General features: G+C 59.7%; 13 protein-coding genes. 4 read left to right on the plus strand and 9 right to left on the minus strand.

Annotated features, from left to right (window positions below; genetic code table 11):
- Nucleotides 1-118 precede the first annotated feature (118 nt).
- From pyk to gcl, 5 genes are all read right to left on the minus strand, one after another.
- Nucleotides 119-1,534 carry a pyruvate kinase gene (gene pyk / locus AB4N44_RS25540; protein ID WP_158834499.1) on the minus strand — a complete coding sequence of 472 codons (1,416 nt, stop codon included), beginning with the start codon at nt 1,532-1,534 and terminating at the stop codon, nt 119-121.
- Entirely contained in the window at nt 1,531-2,805 is a 1,275-nt protein-coding gene (locus AB4N44_RS25545; protein ID WP_460111524.1) for a glycerate kinase type-2 family protein, read from the minus strand. The genes pyk and AB4N44_RS25545 overlap by 4 nt, the downstream gene beginning before the upstream one ends.
- Before the next feature lie 162 nt (nt 2,806-2,967).
- On the minus strand, nt 2,968-3,861 hold the full coding sequence (locus AB4N44_RS25550; protein ID WP_007919937.1) for a 2-hydroxy-3-oxopropionate reductase: 894 nt from the start codon (nt 3,859-3,861) through the stop codon (nt 2,968-2,970).
- 157 nt (nt 3,862-4,018) lie between these two features.
- Nucleotides 4,019-4,801 carry a hydroxypyruvate isomerase gene (hyi, locus tag AB4N44_RS25555; RefSeq protein ID WP_460111523.1) on the minus strand — a complete coding sequence of 261 codons (783 nt, stop codon included), beginning with the start codon at nt 4,799-4,801 and terminating at the stop codon, nt 4,019-4,021.
- Between the two features lie 138 nt (nt 4,802-4,939).
- On the minus strand, nt 4,940-6,715 hold the full coding sequence (gene gcl, locus AB4N44_RS25560) for a glyoxylate carboligase (RefSeq protein WP_007919935.1): 1,776 nt from the start codon (nt 6,713-6,715) through the stop codon (nt 4,940-4,942).
- 268 nt (nt 6,716-6,983) lie between these two features.
- Here gcl and AB4N44_RS25565 point away from each other — a divergent pair, with 268 nt between their 5' ends.
- Complete coding sequence (locus AB4N44_RS25565; RefSeq protein ID WP_460111522.1) at nt 6,984-7,424, plus strand: GlcG/HbpS family heme-binding protein; 441 nt, start codon at nt 6,984-6,986, stop codon at nt 7,422-7,424.
- Between the two features lie 212 nt (nt 7,425-7,636).
- Nucleotides 7,637-8,095: an REP-associated tyrosine transposase gene (locus AB4N44_RS25570; RefSeq protein ID WP_460111520.1), complete on the plus strand. Its 459-nt coding sequence runs from the start codon at nt 7,637-7,639 to the stop codon at nt 8,093-8,095.
- A gap of 112 nt (nt 8,096-8,207) precedes the next feature.
- Here the strand turns inward: AB4N44_RS25570 and AB4N44_RS25575 are convergent, their stop codons facing one another.
- A complete protein-coding gene (locus AB4N44_RS25575) occupies nt 8,208-8,813 on the minus strand; it encodes a TetR/AcrR family transcriptional regulator (RefSeq protein ID WP_007919931.1) in 606 nt (201 codons plus the stop codon).
- 135 nt (nt 8,814-8,948) lie between these two features.
- Here AB4N44_RS25575 and AB4N44_RS25580 point away from each other — a divergent pair, with 135 nt between their 5' ends.
- Entirely contained in the window at nt 8,949-9,863 is a 915-nt protein-coding gene (locus AB4N44_RS25580; protein WP_160038819.1) for a DUF808 domain-containing protein, read from the plus strand.
- A gap of 181 nt (nt 9,864-10,044) precedes the next feature.
- Here the strand turns inward: AB4N44_RS25580 and AB4N44_RS25585 are convergent, their stop codons facing one another.
- Together AB4N44_RS25585 and AB4N44_RS25590 are read right to left on the minus strand one after the other, a co-directional pair.
- Nucleotides 10,045-10,833, minus strand: a complete 789-nt coding sequence (locus AB4N44_RS25585; RefSeq protein WP_127926343.1) for an MlaA family lipoprotein — start codon at nt 10,831-10,833, stop codon at nt 10,045-10,047.
- Nucleotides 10,826-12,124 carry a serine/threonine protein kinase gene (locus AB4N44_RS25590; protein ID WP_034151543.1) on the minus strand — a complete coding sequence of 433 codons (1,299 nt, stop codon included), beginning with the start codon at nt 12,122-12,124 and terminating at the stop codon, nt 10,826-10,828. The genes AB4N44_RS25585 and AB4N44_RS25590 overlap by 8 nt, the downstream gene beginning before the upstream one ends.
- Nucleotides 12,125-12,348: 224 nt before the next feature.
- On the opposite strand from AB4N44_RS25590, the gene AB4N44_RS25595 reads away from it, so the two are divergent.
- The gene (locus tag AB4N44_RS25595; protein WP_455805223.1) at nt 12,349-12,717 is read left to right on the plus strand and encodes a hypothetical protein; all 369 of its coding nucleotides are present in this window, start codon (nt 12,349-12,351) and stop codon (nt 12,715-12,717) included.
- 98 nt (nt 12,718-12,815) lie between these two features.
- Here the strand turns inward: AB4N44_RS25595 and AB4N44_RS25600 are convergent, their stop codons facing one another.
- Entirely contained in the window at nt 12,816-14,411 is a 1,596-nt protein-coding gene (locus AB4N44_RS25600; protein ID WP_460111518.1) for a glycoside hydrolase family 17 protein, read from the minus strand.
- Between the last annotated feature and the right edge of the window lie 85 nt (nt 14,412-14,496).

Consider the following 14,496-nt stretch of genomic DNA (forward strand, 5'->3'; position numbering starts at 1 on the left):
ATCGTTCCCACGCTCTGCGTGGGAATGCCTCAAAGGACGCTCTGCGTCTGCTCTTGGGACGCAGAGCGTCCCGGGCCGCATTCCCACGCAGAGCGTGGGAACGATCATGGTGGGGGGCTTAAATCAATGTTTCGATCCGCAGCGAGTTAGTCGAACCCGGCTGGCCGAACGGCACGCCGGCAGTGATCAGCAGCGTGTCACCGCGCTCGGCCATACCCTGCGCCTGGGCGATTTCCAGCGCGGTCGAGCAGACTTCGTCGACCTGACGCAGGCGATCGTTGACCACCGAATGAATCCCCCACGCCACGCTCAAACGCCGCGCGGTTTGCAGGTTCGGCGTCAGGTTGAGAATCGGCGCTTTCGGCCGTTCCCGCGCCGCACGTAAGCTCGACGTTCCCGACTCGCTGTAGTTGACCAACACCGCCACCGGCAGCACGTTGCTGATGCGCCGGATCGCGCAACTGATGGCATCGGAAACGGTTGCCTCGGCTTTCGGCCGACTGACGTCGAGCTGGGTCTGATAATCCGGGCCGTTCTCAACCTGACGAATGATCTTGCTCATCATCTGCACAGCTTCCAGCGGGTATTCGCCAGAGGCAGTTTCCGCCGACAGCATCACCGCATCGGCGCCTTCGGCCACGGCGTTGGCAACGTCAGTCACCTCAGCGCGGGTCGGGGCAGGGGAGAAACGCATCGACTCAAGCATCTGCGTCGCCACCACCACCGGTTTGCCCAGTTCGCGGCAGGTGGTGATGATGTTTTTCTGGATCTGCGGCACGCTTTCGGCCGGCACTTCGACGCCGAGGTCGCCACGGGCAACCATGATCGCGTCGCTCAATTCCGCGATTTCACGCAGTTGCTCAACGGCCGAAGGCTTCTCGATTTTTGCCATCAGAAAGGCTTTGTCGCCGATCAATGCGCGGGCTTCGATGATGTCCTGTGGGCGCTGCACAAACGACAGCGCGACCCAATCCACGCCCAGTTCCAGACCGAAGCTCAGGTCGCGGCGATCCTTGGCGGTCAGCGGGCTGAGGTCGAGTACCGCTTGCGGCACGTTGACGCCTTTGCGATCCGACAGTTCGCCGCCATTGAGCACGGTGGTGTCGATCGCATCAGCGTATTTGCTGACCACGCGCAGACGCAGTTTGCCGTCGTCGAGCAGCAGATCCATGCCCGCTTCCAGCGCTTCGATGATTTCCGGATGCGGCAGATTTACCCGGCGTTCATCGCCCGGCGTCGCGTCCAGATCCAGACGGAACGCCTGTCCACGATGCAGCTGCACCTTGCCGTCAGCGAACTTGCCGACGCGCAGTTTCGGCCCCTGCAAGTCCATCAGAATGCCCAGCGGATAGTTGAGCTGGCGCTCGACTTCGCGGATCCACTGATAGCGCTTGGCGTGGTCGGCGTGATCGCCGTGGCTGAAGTTCAGGCGGAAGATATTCACCCCGGCCTCGACCAGTTCACGGATGTCTTCGATGCCATCGACGGCAGGCCCGAGGGTGGCGAGGATTTTGACCTTTTTATCAGGCGTCATGATTTGCAGTTCTCAAGGATCAGAATGGCGCGGAAGTCGTTGACGTTGGTGCGGGTCGGCTCGGTGACGATCAGCGCATCGAGCGCCGCGAAATAGCCGTAACCGTTGTTGTTATCCAGTTCGTCGCTGGCGCTCAAACCGAGGGCGGCGGCGCGGGCGTAGCTGTCCGGGGTCATGATCGCGCCGGCGTTGTCTTCCGAGCCGTCGATGCCGTCGGTGTCACCGGCCAGCGCATAGACGCCGGGCTGGCCCTTGAGGCTGTCGGTGAGGCTCAAGAGGAATTCGGCGTTGCGCCCGCCACGGCCATTGCCGCGCACGGTCACGGTGGTTTCGCCGCCGGAGAGAATCACGCACGGCGCTGCCAGTGGCTGACCGTGATGGATGATCTGGCGGGCGATGCCGGCGTGGACTTTCGCCACTTCGCGCGACTCACCTTCGAGGTCACCGAGGATCAGCGTGCTGAAACCGGCCTGCCGGCATTTGACTGCCGCAGCGTCCAGAGATTGCTGCGGCCGCGCGATCAACTGGAAGTGGCTGCGCGCCAAGGATGGATCGCCGGGTTTGACGGTTTCCGACTCAGGGCTTTGCAGCCAGTTGCGCACGGAAGCGGGGATCTCGATGCCGTAGCGTTTGATGATCGCCAGCGCTTCAGCGGAAGTGCTTGGGTCGGCCACGGTCGGGCCGGAAGCGATGACCGTGGCGAGGTCGCCCGGTACATCGGAAATCGCGTAGGTGTAGACAGTGGCAGGCCAGCAAGCCTTGCCCAGACGCCCACCCTTGATCGCCGAGAGGTGCTTGCGCACGCAGTTCATCTCGCCGATGGTCGCGCCGGATTTCAGCAGGGCTTTGTTGATCGACTGCTTGTCAGCGAGGGTGATGCCTTCGGCCGGCAACGCCAGCAGGGCAGAGCCGCCGCCAGAAAGCAGGAAGATCACGCGGTCGTCTTCAGTCAGGTTGCTGACCAGTTCGAGCACGCGTTTGGCCACGGCCAGGCCGGCGGCGTCCGGGACCGGATGCGCGGCTTCTACCACTTCGATTTTTTCGCACGGGGCGCCGTGACCGTAACGGGTCACCACCAGGCCAGACACTTCACCTTCCCAGCAACGCTCGACCACTTGCGCCATCGCGGCGGCGGCTTTGCCGGCACCGATGACGATCACCCGGCCGCTGCGATCGGCAGGCAGATGGGCTTCGAGGACCTGGTTCGGATGGGCCGCGTCGATGGCTGTGGCAAACAGCTCGCGCAGCAGTTGTTGCGGATCGACCGACATGGCGGGCTCCCAATCTTATTGTTCTTGGTTAATGCTGATGATCGTTCCCACGCTCTGCGTGGGAATGCCTCAATGGACGCTCTGCGTCTGCTTCGGCAGGGACGCGGAGCGTCCCGGGCTGCATTCCCACGCGGAGCGTGGGAACGAGCGACGGGGCAGGGCTTATTTGTTGTCGCGAATCGAGAAGTTGGCCATGTGCTCCAGACCTTTGATCAGCGCCGAGTGGTCCCAGTTGCTGCCACCGATGGCCGCGCAGGTGCTGAACACTTGCTGGGCGTTGGCGGTGTTCGGCAGGTTGATGTTCAGCTCCTTGGCGCCTTGCAGGGCCAGGTTCAGGTCCTTCTGGTGCAGGCTGATGCGGAAGCCTGGATCGAAGGTGCCTTTGATCATGCGCTCGCCGTGCACTTCAAGGATCTTCGAGGAAGCGAAACCGCCCATCAGTGCTTCACGCACCTTGGCTGGATCGGCACCGTTTTTCGAAGCGAACAGCAGGGCTTCAGCGACAGCCTGAATGTTCAGCGCAACGATGATCTGGTTGGCGACTTTGGCGGTTTGACCGTCGCCATTGCCACCGACCAGGGTGATGTTCTTGCCCATGGCCTGGAACAGCGGCAGTGCGCGTTCGAAGGCATCGGCGTCGCCACCGATCATGATGCTCAGGGTCGCAGCTTTGGCGCCGACCTCACCGCCGGACACCGGTGCGTCGAGGTACTGCGCGCCTTTCTCGTTGATCTTCGCCGCGAAGGCCTTGGTGGCCGTTGGCGAGATCGAGCTCATGTCGATAACGATTTTGCCCTTGCTCAGGCCTGCGGCAACGCCGTCAGCGCGGAACAGTACGTCGTCTACCTGCGGGGTATCCGGGACCATGACGATGATGAATTCTGCTTCCTGCGCGACTTCGCGCGGGTTGGCCAGGGCGACGGCGCCAGCGGCAACCAGGTCAGCAGGGGCGGCGTCGTGGTGCGCCGACAGGAACAGGCTGTGACCGGCTTTCTGCAGGTTCGAAGCCATTGGGTGGCCCATGATGCCGGTGCCGATAAATCCGATTTTAGCCATGAGAAAATCCTCTTGTTTTTGTCTTGCTCAAGCAAATAGGGGGAAGCTGTTGCTTTTATGTAGGAGTGAGCCTGCTCGCGATTCAGGCGCTGAGGTACATCAGGTGTACCGAGGTGAATTCATCGCGAGCAGGCTCACTCCTACAGGGGGATCTGCGTCAGATTGCGTTGTGGGTTTTCAGCCAGCCCAGGCCTGCTTCGGTGGTGGTCAGCGGCTTGTATTCACAGCCCACCCAACCCTGATAACCGATGCGATCAAGGTGTTCGAACAGGAAGCGGTAATTGATCTCACCGGTGCCTGGTTCGTTGCGCCCTGGGTTGTCCGCGAGCTGCACATGGTTGATCTCGCCCAGGTACGATTGCAGGGTCCGGGCCAGATCGCCTTCCATGATCTGCATGTGATAGATGTCGTATTGCAGGAACAGATTGGCGCTGCCGACCTGTTCGCGAATCGACAGGGCTTGCGCCGTGTTGTTCAGGTAGAAGCCCGGGATGTCGCGGGTGTTGATCGCTTCCATCACCAGTTTGATGCCCGCTGCCTGCAGCTTGTCGGCGGCGTATTTCAGGTTGGCGACGAAGGTCTTTTCCACGGTGGCATCGTCTACGCCTTGCGGACGGATACCGGCCAGGCAGTTGATCTGGGTGTTGCCCAGCACTTGTGCGTAAGCGATGGCCAGATCGACACCGGCGCGGAACTCTTCGACACGATCCGGCAAGCACGCGATACCGCGTTCGCCCTTGGCCCAGTCACCGGCCGGCAGGTTGAACAGCACTTGGGTCAGACCGTTGGCGTCGAGCTTGGCCTTGATTTCGGCGGAGCTGAAGTCGTACGGGAACAGGTACTCGACACCGCTGAAACCAGCCTTGGCGGCGGCGTCGAAACGGGCAAGGAAATCCTGTTCGGTGAACAGCATGGACAGGTTGGCTGCGAAACGCGGCATGGTGGTCTCCCGTTCTAGATTCTCGTTCCCACGCTCTGCGTGGGAATGCCTCAATGGACGCTCTGCGTCCGCTTTGGGACGCAGAGCGTCCCGGGCTGCGTTCCCACGCAGAGCGTGGGAACGATCAGCGGTCAGCAGTTAATCAAGCAGCGAAATCGCCGTTGGCGCATCGTTGCCGACCAGCGCCAGGTCTTCGAATTCGTTGACGGCGTTGATCTCGGTACCCATGGAGATGTTGGTCACACGCTCCAGAATGATCTCGACGATCACCGGCACCTTGAACTCTTCGATCATCTGTTCGGCCTTGCGCAGGGCAGGGGCGATTTCCGAGGGTTCGAACACACGCAGTGCCTTACAGCCGAGGCCTTCAGCCACTGCGACGTGGTCAACACCGTAACCGTTGAGTTCCGGCGCGTTCAGGTTATCGAAGGACAGCTGCACGCAGTAGTCCATTTCGAACCCGCGCTGTGCCTGACGGATCAGACCCAGGTACGAGTTGTTCACCACGACGTGGATGTACGGCAGTTTGAACTGAGCGCCGACCGCCAGTTCTTCGATCATGAACTGGAAGTCATAGTCCCCCGACAGGGCCACGACTTTACGGCTCGGATCGGCCTTCACCACGCCCAGCGCTGCCGGAATGGTCCAGCCCAACGGGCCGGCCTGGCCACAGTTGATCCAGTGACGCGGCTTGTAGACGTGCAGGAACTGCGCGCCGGCAATCTGCGACAGACCAATGGTGCTGACGTAGCAGGTGTCCTTGCCGAACACCTGGTTCATTTCTTCGTAAACGCGCTGTGGTTTGACCGGCACGTTGTCGAAGTGGGTTTTGCGATGCAGGCTGGCTTTGCGCTGTTGGCAATCTTGCAGCCAGGCACTGCGGTTTTTCAGCTTGCCGGCGGCTTGCCATTCACGGGCCACTTCGATGAACACGGTCAGTGCTGCAGCGGCGTCGGAAACGATGCCCAGATCCGGCGTGAACACACGACCGATCTGCGTGCCTTCGATGTCGACGTGAATGAACTTGCGACCTTCGGTGTAAACGTCAACCGAACCGGTGTGACGGTTGGCCCAGCGGTTGCCGATCCCCAACACCACGTCGGATTTCAGCATGGTCGCGTTGCCGTAACGGTGCGAAGTCTGCAGACCAACCATGCCGACCATCAACGGGTGATCGTCAGGGATGGTGCCCCAGCCCATCAGGGTCGGGATCACCGGGATGCCGGTCAGTTCAGCGAATTCAACCAGCAGATCGCTGGCGTCGGCGTTGATGATGCCGCCGCCGGCCACCAGCAATGGACGTTCAGCCTGATCCAGCAAAGCCAGAGCCTTTTCGACCTGCACGCGGGTAGCGGTCGGTTTGGCCAATGGCAGCGGCTGGTAAGCGTCGATGTCGAATTCGATCTCGGCCATCTGCACGTCGAACGGCAGATCGATCAGCACGGGGCCTGGACGGCCGGAGCGCATTTCAAAGAACGCTTTCTGGAACGCGTAAGGCACTTGGCCCGGTTCCAGAACAGTGGTCGCCCACTTGGTGACTGGCTTGACGATGCTGGTGATGTCGACAGCCTGGAAATCTTCCTTGTGCATACGGGCGCGGGGTGCCTGGCCGGTGATGCAGAGGATTGGAATCGAGTCGGCCGAGGCGCTGTAGAGCCCGGTGACCATGTCGGTACCGGCAGGGCCGGAAGTGCCGATGCACACGCCGATGTTGCCGGCCTTGGTGCGGGTGTAGCCCTCGGCCATGTGCGAGGCGCCTTCAACGTGGCGAGCAAGGACGTGATCGATGCCACCGACTTTCTGCAAGGCGGAGTACAGCGGGTTGATGGCAGCGCCCGGGATGCCAAAAGCGGTATCAACCCCTTCACGGCGCATCACCAGAACGGCGGCTTCGATTGCTCTCATTTTGCTCATGGTTTTGTGCCTCTTTATGTTTTGTAATTGTATACAAGTGGCTTTGCGCAGAGTGTATTCACGGCGGACGGCGCAGGTCAATCCATTTTCTCAAGCGCCTGTTTCATTCGTCGGAAGCCTGTCTGAGTGTGGCTTTTCGTCGCATGTGGCGCTTTTCGAGAATTATTGTATACAAAAAAATAACTCATTGTGTTCTATTTGTTGCATCGGCCTGCGGCAGAAAACCGCAGGCCCACGACTTTCCCTATAACAAAATGAGGACGGCACCATGAGCGCTTTAACCTTGAAAGTCGCAGTCAACCTGGTCAACGAAGCCATCAATACAGGGCGCGGCATCAACGCCGCGCCGCTGACCATCGCGGTACTCGATACCGGCGGCCACCTGATCGCCCTGCAACGCGAAGACGGCGCCAGCCTGCTTCGTCCGAACATCGCCATTGGCAAAGCCTGGGGCGCCATCGCGCTGGGTAAAGGCTCACGCCTGCTCGCACTCGACGCGCAACAACGCCCGGCGTTTATTGCCGCGCTCAACAGCATGGGCCAGGGCAGCGTCGTGCCGGCGCCGGGTGGTGTGTTGATTCGGGATCAGGCGGGGAATGTGCTGGGCGCGATCGGGATTAGCGGGGATTTGTCGGATATTGATGAGCAGGTGGCGATTAAAGCGGTGGAGGCGTTGGAGTTGCGGGCGGATGCGGGGGTGGCTGCTTGAATCTGCGTTGATTGAATAACCGCTATCGCGAGCAGGCTCACTCCTACAGGAATTTTTGTTCAGACACAAAATGTATGAACACCCCAGATCCCCTGTAGGAGTGAGCCTGCTCGCGATCGCTATCTACCAGACACATCCAGCCAACAGTTGACCGCTCCATTTGTCTTTCCCGGTACTAGCCTTTTCATGACCTGATCACAGAGGGCAAAGGAATGCCGGATCTACCTGCAGCACATAAATTGCGAGTCGGGCGCTATATCGAAGTCAGTCGAATCTATCTGTTAACCAGCACCACTTATCAACGAAAGCCGATTTTCACGGATTTTGCCTTGGGAAAACTGGTCGCTGATCAATTTCGACACGCGCAAGATTCGGGGCTGGTGAACTCATTAGCCTGGGTAGTGATGCCAGATCATTTCCATTGGCTGATTGAATTGCGACGAGGCTCATTGAGTGAGGTGATGCAAAAAACCAAATCGCTGAGTACCAAGGCTGTCAGGCAAGCTTCCGGTGGAAACAGCGTTCTCTGGCAGAGAGGGTTTCATGACCGCGCGCTGAGACGGGAAGAAGACCTGGTGAAGATGGCGCGTTATGTCGTGGCCAACCCGTTGCGGGCCGGGCTGGTGGAGAAGCTTGGCGACTATCCGCTGTGGGATGCTATTTGGGCTTGAGCTGAAACCGAGTTGCCTCGATCGCGAGCAGGCTCGCTCCCACAGGGGATTTGTGAACGCCACAGATCCAATTTGGGAGCGAGCCTGCTCGCGAAGCAGTCACCGCGGTGTTTCAGTCCGGCTCACACCCCTTCAACACCAACCGGATAATCGTCTGCGCCGCCGCTTCATAATCTGCCTCATCCAGCTTGTCCTTACCCGTGACCGCAGAAATCTGCCAGTCGAAGTCGGCGTAGGTCTGGGTTGCGGCCCAGATGCTGAACATCAGGTGGTTGGGGTCGATCGGGGCGATTTGTCCGCGGTCGATCCAGCTCTGGATACAGTCGATGTTGTGCTTGGCCTGGCCGTTGAGCTGCTCGACCAGGTCGGCGCTCAGGTGCGGGGCGCCGTGCATGATTTCGCTGGCGAATACTTTCGAGGCGAAGGGCAGGTCGCGGGAGATGCGGATCTTCGAGCGGATGTAGCCACTCAGCACTTCGCTTGGCACGCCGTCCGGGTTGAACGGGGTCGAGGCCTGCAAAATCGGCACGATGATGCTTTCCAGCACCTCGCGGTAGAGGTTTTCCTTGGACTTGAAGTAGTAGTAAACGTTGGGCTTGGGCAATCCCGCCTTGGCGGCGATGTCGCTGGTTTTGGTCGCAGCGAAGCCCTTGTCGGCAAACTCCTCACTGGCGGCACGCAGGATCAGTTCTTTGTTACGCTCGCGGATTGTGCTCATAAACCCGGTGGTTCCTTGCCTGTTCTGGCGGTTGCGCATGGTAGCACCGGCCTCGCGCGACGCTCAAGAATGCCCCGCGTGGTCTAAGGTCGCGTTATGCTTCGCAACATTCATACATAAAAGGAAACAGGATTCATGGCAGGAAGCAGTTTGCTGGTGCTGGTCGACGATATTGCCACCGTGCTGGACGACGTGGCGTTGATGAGCAAAATGGCCGCCAAGAAGACTGCCGGCGTGCTCGGCGACGATCTGGCGCTCAACGCCCAGCAGGTCTCCGGTGTGCGTGCCGAGCGCGAAATTCCCGTGGTCTGGGCTGTAGCCAAAGGCTCGTTCGTCAACAAACTGATTCTGGTGCCCTCTGCGCTGGCGATCAGTGCGTTCGTGCCGTGGCTGGTGACGCCGCTGTTGATGGTCGGTGGTGCGTACCTGTGTTTCGAAGGTTTCGAGAAGCTTGCGCACAAATTTCTGCACAGCAAGGCTGAAGACGAGGCCGAACATGCGCAACTGACTGAAGCAGTTGCTGATCCGGCGACCGATCTGGTGGCATTCGAGAAGGACAAGATCAAAGGCGCGATTCGCACTGACTTTATCCTTTCGGCAGAGATTATCGCGATCACCTTGGGCACCGTGGCGGATGCATCGCTGACGCAGCAAGTGATTGTGATGTCTGGTATCGCCATTGTCATGACTGTCGGCGTTTATGGTCTGGTGGCGGGCATCGTCAAGCTCGACGATCTCGGTCTGTGGCTGACGCAAAAACCTGGGCAGTTCGCGAAGAAAGTCGGCAGCGCCATCCTCAGCGCCGCACCGTACATGATGAAAACCTTGTCGGTGGTCGGTACGGCAGCGATGTTCCTGGTCGGTGGCGGCATTCTCACCCACGGCGTGCCGGTGATTCATCACTGGATTGAAGGTGTTGGCGCGGCGGCCGGCAGTGTCGGGTTTGCGGTGCCGATGTTGCTCAATGGCGTGGCGGGGATCATCGCTGGTGCGGTGGTGTTGGCGGTGGTTTCGGTTGTCGGCAAGATCTGGAAAGCCCTGAAAAACTGACATTCAACACAAAACCCTTGTAGGAGTGAGCCTGCTCGCGATAGCGGTGTATCAGCCTCATAAGTGTCGCCTGACACACCGCTATCGCGAGCAGGCTCACTCCTACAATTTGATCTGTGTGATGCCATGAAAAAGGGCCATTCGACTCGCATCGAATGGCCCTTTTTTGTGCCTGTCGGAATTACTCGGCGATCTGCAACTTGCGCGCTTCGGTGTACACGTAACGCACTTTCTCGTACTCGAACGGCGAGTTCATCTGGCCATAACGGAAACTGGTCTGATAACGCTTGTCGACCGCACGCAGGGCCCAGACTTCCGGATGGTTGGAGCTGACTTCCGAGACGTTGAGGAAGTTGATCGCCGATTCGGTGGTGTAATCCACGGCCAGACCTGCGGTATCGCGGATGTTCGACGGGCCGAAAATCGGCAGCACGAAATACGCACCCCCCGGCACCCCATAGAAGCCCAACGTCTGACCGAAGTCTTCGCTCTGACGCGGCAGGCCCATGGCGGTGGCCGGATCCCACAGACCGGCGATGCCGATGGTGGTGTTGAGCAGCAGGCGCGCGGTGGTTTCCATCGAACGCTGGCCTTTGAACTGCAACAGGCTGTTGACCAGGTTCGGTACGTCACCGAGGTTGTTGAAGAAGTTGCTCACGCCCGTGCGCAAAAAGCTGGGTGTGATGTAACGGTAGCCATCGACCACCGGCAGGAACACCCATTGGTCGAAGCGATAGTTGAAGTGGTAAACCCGGCGGTTCCACGATTCCAGCGGGTCGTAGACGTTCAGCGCGTTGAGCGTCGAGCGCTCGAACTCGCGCTGATCCAGCCCCGGGTTGAATTTGAGTTTGGACAGCGGCTCCTTGAAGCCGTCGCTGTCGACCACGACGGGCGCGTTAGCTTTGCTGTTGTCGGCCTGGGCCACGCCTGCGCAGAGAAGCGCTGCAATCAGCAGGAGATATTTAGCCACGGAAGAACTCCAGCATGGCGTCGCTGTTGACGCGGTAGTTAAGGTTGCCGCAGTGGCCGCCCAGTGGGTAAACGGTCAGGCGATCACCGAAGGTCTTGCGCAGGAAACCGAGGTCGCCCGGGCCGAGGATCACGTCGTCGGCGTTGTGCATCACGGCGATTTTCGGGCTGTCATGCAGATAATCCTTCAACGCATACAGGCTGACCTGATCGATCAGTTGCAGCAGGCTGCCGCCGTCGGTGCGCGCACGCCACATCGGGATTACTTGATCGGTCAGGTAGCAATCGAAATCGCATTGCAGCGCACGCTTTAGGAACGGCGTGAGGCTGGTGCCTTCGGTGATCGGGAATTTCGGCGGGGTGATCAGGCCGCGACGGTTGATCAGGTCCGAGGTGAACGCAATGTCGGCTGCCGAGAAACGGAACGAGGTGCCAATCAACATCGCCATCTGTTCGTTGGTCAGGTGTTGCTTGGACTGCTGGAAGTCGTAGAGCAGCGCGTCATTGAGGTCGATGTAGCCTTTCTGCTGGAAGTAGCGGGTCAGCTTGGACAGCACCAGCTCATAGAATGTCGTGCTGGTGTTGATGCCTTTAACTTCGGTTTGCACCAGTTTGTCGAGGTTGGTGACCGAGGTGTAAAGGTTGACCGGCGGGTTGAGCAGCAGGACTTTCTTGAAGTTGAAGCTGCGGCGCGTCTCGTCCAGATGCGCGACGAACGCGGCATCCAGAGCACCGAGGCTGTAACCGGTCAGGTAATACTCTGTCACCGGCAGTTTCGGATTCTGCGCCCGTACAGCCTGCATCACCCGGTACATGTCTTCGGCGTCTTCCTTGGTCACGCCCGGGGTGGCGAAACGCGAGGCAGCGCTGATGAAGTCAAAACTGGTCGGCGACGACAACTGCACGACGTGGTAGCCGGCCTTGTAGTAGAGCTTTTTCAGATATTCGTTGAGCGTGCTGTCATAGCGTGCGCCCGTGCCGGCGATCAGGAAGATCAGCGGTGCCGGTTTGTCCTGGGTGGCGATGCGGTAGGTGAGCTTTTTCACCGCCCAGAAGTTGTCTGGCAGGATGAACTCTCGCTCGGGGCGCAACGTCAGGCTGCGGTCCGACTGATTGATGTCGTCGTCCAGCGGCAGCTCCGGGCGTAAATCGGGCGGGGTCGTGGCGATGGTCGCCTCGAACGGATTGGTCAGCGGGTAGCCATAGCTGGCGGCATCGATATCCACCGCCAGTGCGGACGCACTCAAAATAAGGCCGCTGAACAGCGCGGCGAAGCGCAAGGAACGGAGCATGACTAGATCCCTTAGAGGAAGGTGCCGAATGAAGTTCGCAGGCTATGACCACCGGGGTTGCGCCAAAGTGCCATGCTGCGGCACCAAACAGGCAGAATTCGGAGTAATAGTAGCTGGACGATACACTTTGCACCGACTGAATGAACAGTTAACAGTTGTTAGTTCTTGCGAACGGCTGGCGGCAGATTAAGCTGGCCGCCGATTCCCGAAGATTGGAGTGTTTCATGTCCCGCCGCTTGCCCGTGATTTTGCTGCTCGTTCTGTTGCCGTTGTGGCTGGCCGCCAGTTATGGAGCGCGTTATGGCTTTATGGAAGACGGAAAATGGGTGGGCATCTGCGTGGATGAGGCCAGCCGCTGGGAATGTCAGGTGCGTTCGAATCTGGGCTTGATGATTCACTTCAAGGTGCTGGGCTGGACGGCGCTGGGCGCGGCGCTGATCGGTTTTGTCGTGCCCGGGCGGGCAGGGTGGTGGCTGGCGGTGCTGGCGCTGGTGTTTGGGGTGCCGGCACTGGCGTTGTACAACACCACGTTGGCGGTGTTTGCATTGGTGATTGCCGGGTTGCGGTTGGTCCGTAAGTCCTGCAGCGTCTGATCGTCAGCTATCGCGAGCAGGCTCACTCCTACAAGGGGAACGCATTCCAAACTGTAGGAGTGAGCCTGCTCGCGATTGGGCATTTCAGTCGATGAATATTAAATCTTGTGAACGCGCAGGCAGCGCCACAAAGCAGCCACCATCAACACACTCACCAGCGCCCAGCCCCACGCCTGCTGATTCTGCAAACCTTCCTGATACAACTGCGGCGCAATCCCCGCGCCGACAATAAACGTCAGCAGGGCAATTTCCCGGCGCGGCACACTCACCGGGCGACACAGATAAACCAGCGCCGGCAGCACAAACGCCATGCTCGCAAAGCTGCGATAACGCGGATCGAACACCATCTCCAGCATCATCACCGCAGCGGCAAAACCTGCTGCCGCGACCAGCCAGCCGGCGCGACGCTCCAGCAGATTGAACGCCCGTTCACGCCAGCCAGTGCGCGGGCTCAACGTCAATGCTGCGTGCGCCAACACCAACAGATTCAACGCGGTCAGTACACCGACCCATAGCCACTCACTGGCAAATCGCGTAGTCACCCGCGCAAGATCACCCCAGGCGCCAATCGAGCAGGCGGCGAGGGCGCCCAGCAGCGGCAACACCAGCGCCGAGCGCGTCGTGCGAACGCGACCGCCGAGCATCAGTGTGCCAAGAAAAATCAAACCACCGACCGCCAGCCATTCCTTCCAGTACGGCACGTTGGTCACCGGCCCGGCGAGCACGCCTTTGTCCTGACGATCCGCGTCGAACAGCCCCCAGTAACCGCCGACCGCGCCTTCACTGCCGCGCTTCCACGGCTGGTCAAAGGCTTCGATCAGGTTGTAATGCCAGCCTTCTTTCTCGGCCATTGCGACAAAACCACGAATGAATTTGGCCTCGTTGACCCGACTCGGCAGGGCGGTCTCGCGCTGGCGGCCTTCGCTCGGCCAGCCGGTTTCACCGATCATCACGTCTTTCGGGGCGAACTTGTTGCCGAACACTTGGCGCACATCCGCGACATGTTGCAGGGCGGCATCGATGTTTGATGGATCATCTTCCCAGTACGGCAGCAAATGGATGGTCAGGAAGTCCACTGCCGGCGCGACTTCCGGATGCTTGAGCCAGAACTCCCAGACATCGGCGTAGGTGACCGGTTGCTTGATCTGGCTCTTGACCTTGTTGATAAACCGGACCAGTTGCGCGCCGGTGACTTCCTTGCGCAGCAGCGCTTCGTTACCGACGATCACTGCACTGACCACGTCCGGGTTGGCGTTGGCCGAGGCGATCAGCAGGTCGACTTCTTTCTCGGTGTCTACCGGGTTGCTGTTGACCCATGCGCCGATCATCAATTTGAGACCATGTTTACGCGCCAGATCCGGCAGCGCCTCAAGGCCCGTCATCGAATAGGTACGAATGCACTCAAAGCGAGTCGCCAGCAACGCGAGGTCGGCGTCCATGCGCTCCGGGCGCAGTTTGAATGGCACGTCGAACGGTGATTGGTCTTTATCGAACGGTGTGTACGAGGCGCACTGCAGCTTGTGCGTCGGCGTCGCCGCATCCGGCAGAATCACCGGTTGGCCGAGGCCGTACCAGAAGCCACCGAGGGCAAACAGCCCGAGTAGGCAGGCGAAGAGATAAGGCAGAGTGGGGAAACGGGAAGTCGCGGACATGGTCAGGCCGAGTGGCTGCAAAGCGAGGCATGTTACCTGCATTTATAGAGGGGTTGGTGACCTGCATGATTTGCACATGCAAAGTTCGGGCGGATAATTTGGCGTCATTTATATAGTCGCGATTAAT

It is taken from the genome of Pseudomonas sp. S3_C06 (assembly GCF_054667675.1).

What these genes read in the sequence shown, in the direction of transcription:
- AB4N44_RS25550 (WP_007919937.1), bottom strand. Translation starts at nt 3,861, where the DNA reads ATGGCTAAAATCGGATTTATCGGCACCGGCATCATGGGCCACCCAATG.
- gcl (WP_007919935.1), bottom strand. Translation starts at nt 6,715, where the DNA reads ATGAGCAAAATGAGAGCAATCGAAGCCGCCGTTCTGGTGATGCGCCGT.
- AB4N44_RS25565 (WP_460111522.1), top strand. Translation starts at nt 6,984, where the DNA reads ATGAGCGCTTTAACCTTGAAAGTCGCAGTCAACCTGGTCAACGAAGCC.
- AB4N44_RS25590 (WP_034151543.1), bottom strand. Translation starts at nt 12,124, where the DNA reads ATGCTCCGTTCCTTGCGCTTCGCCGCGCTGTTCAGCGGCCTTATTTTG.
- AB4N44_RS25580 (WP_160038819.1), top strand. Translation starts at nt 8,949, where the DNA reads ATGGCAGGAAGCAGTTTGCTGGTGCTGGTCGACGATATTGCCACCGTG.
- pyk (WP_158834499.1), bottom strand. Translation starts at nt 1,534, where the DNA reads ATGACGCCTGATAAAAAGGTCAAAATCCTCGCCACCCTCGGGCCTGCC.
- AB4N44_RS25570 (WP_460111520.1), top strand. Translation starts at nt 7,637, where the DNA reads ATGCCGGATCTACCTGCAGCACATAAATTGCGAGTCGGGCGCTATATC.
- AB4N44_RS25600 (WP_460111518.1), bottom strand. Translation starts at nt 14,411, where the DNA reads ATGCAGGTAACATGCCTCGCTTTGCAGCCACTCGGCCTGACCATGTCC.
- AB4N44_RS25545 (WP_460111524.1), bottom strand. Translation starts at nt 2,805, where the DNA reads ATGTCGGTCGATCCGCAACAACTGCTGCGCGAGCTGTTTGCCACAGCC.
- AB4N44_RS25575 (WP_007919931.1), bottom strand. Translation starts at nt 8,813, where the DNA reads ATGAGCACAATCCGCGAGCGTAACAAAGAACTGATCCTGCGTGCCGCC.
- AB4N44_RS25595 (WP_455805223.1), top strand. Translation starts at nt 12,349, where the DNA reads ATGTCCCGCCGCTTGCCCGTGATTTTGCTGCTCGTTCTGTTGCCGTTG.
- hyi (WP_460111523.1), bottom strand. Translation starts at nt 4,801, where the DNA reads ATGCCGCGTTTCGCAGCCAACCTGTCCATGCTGTTCACCGAACAGGAT.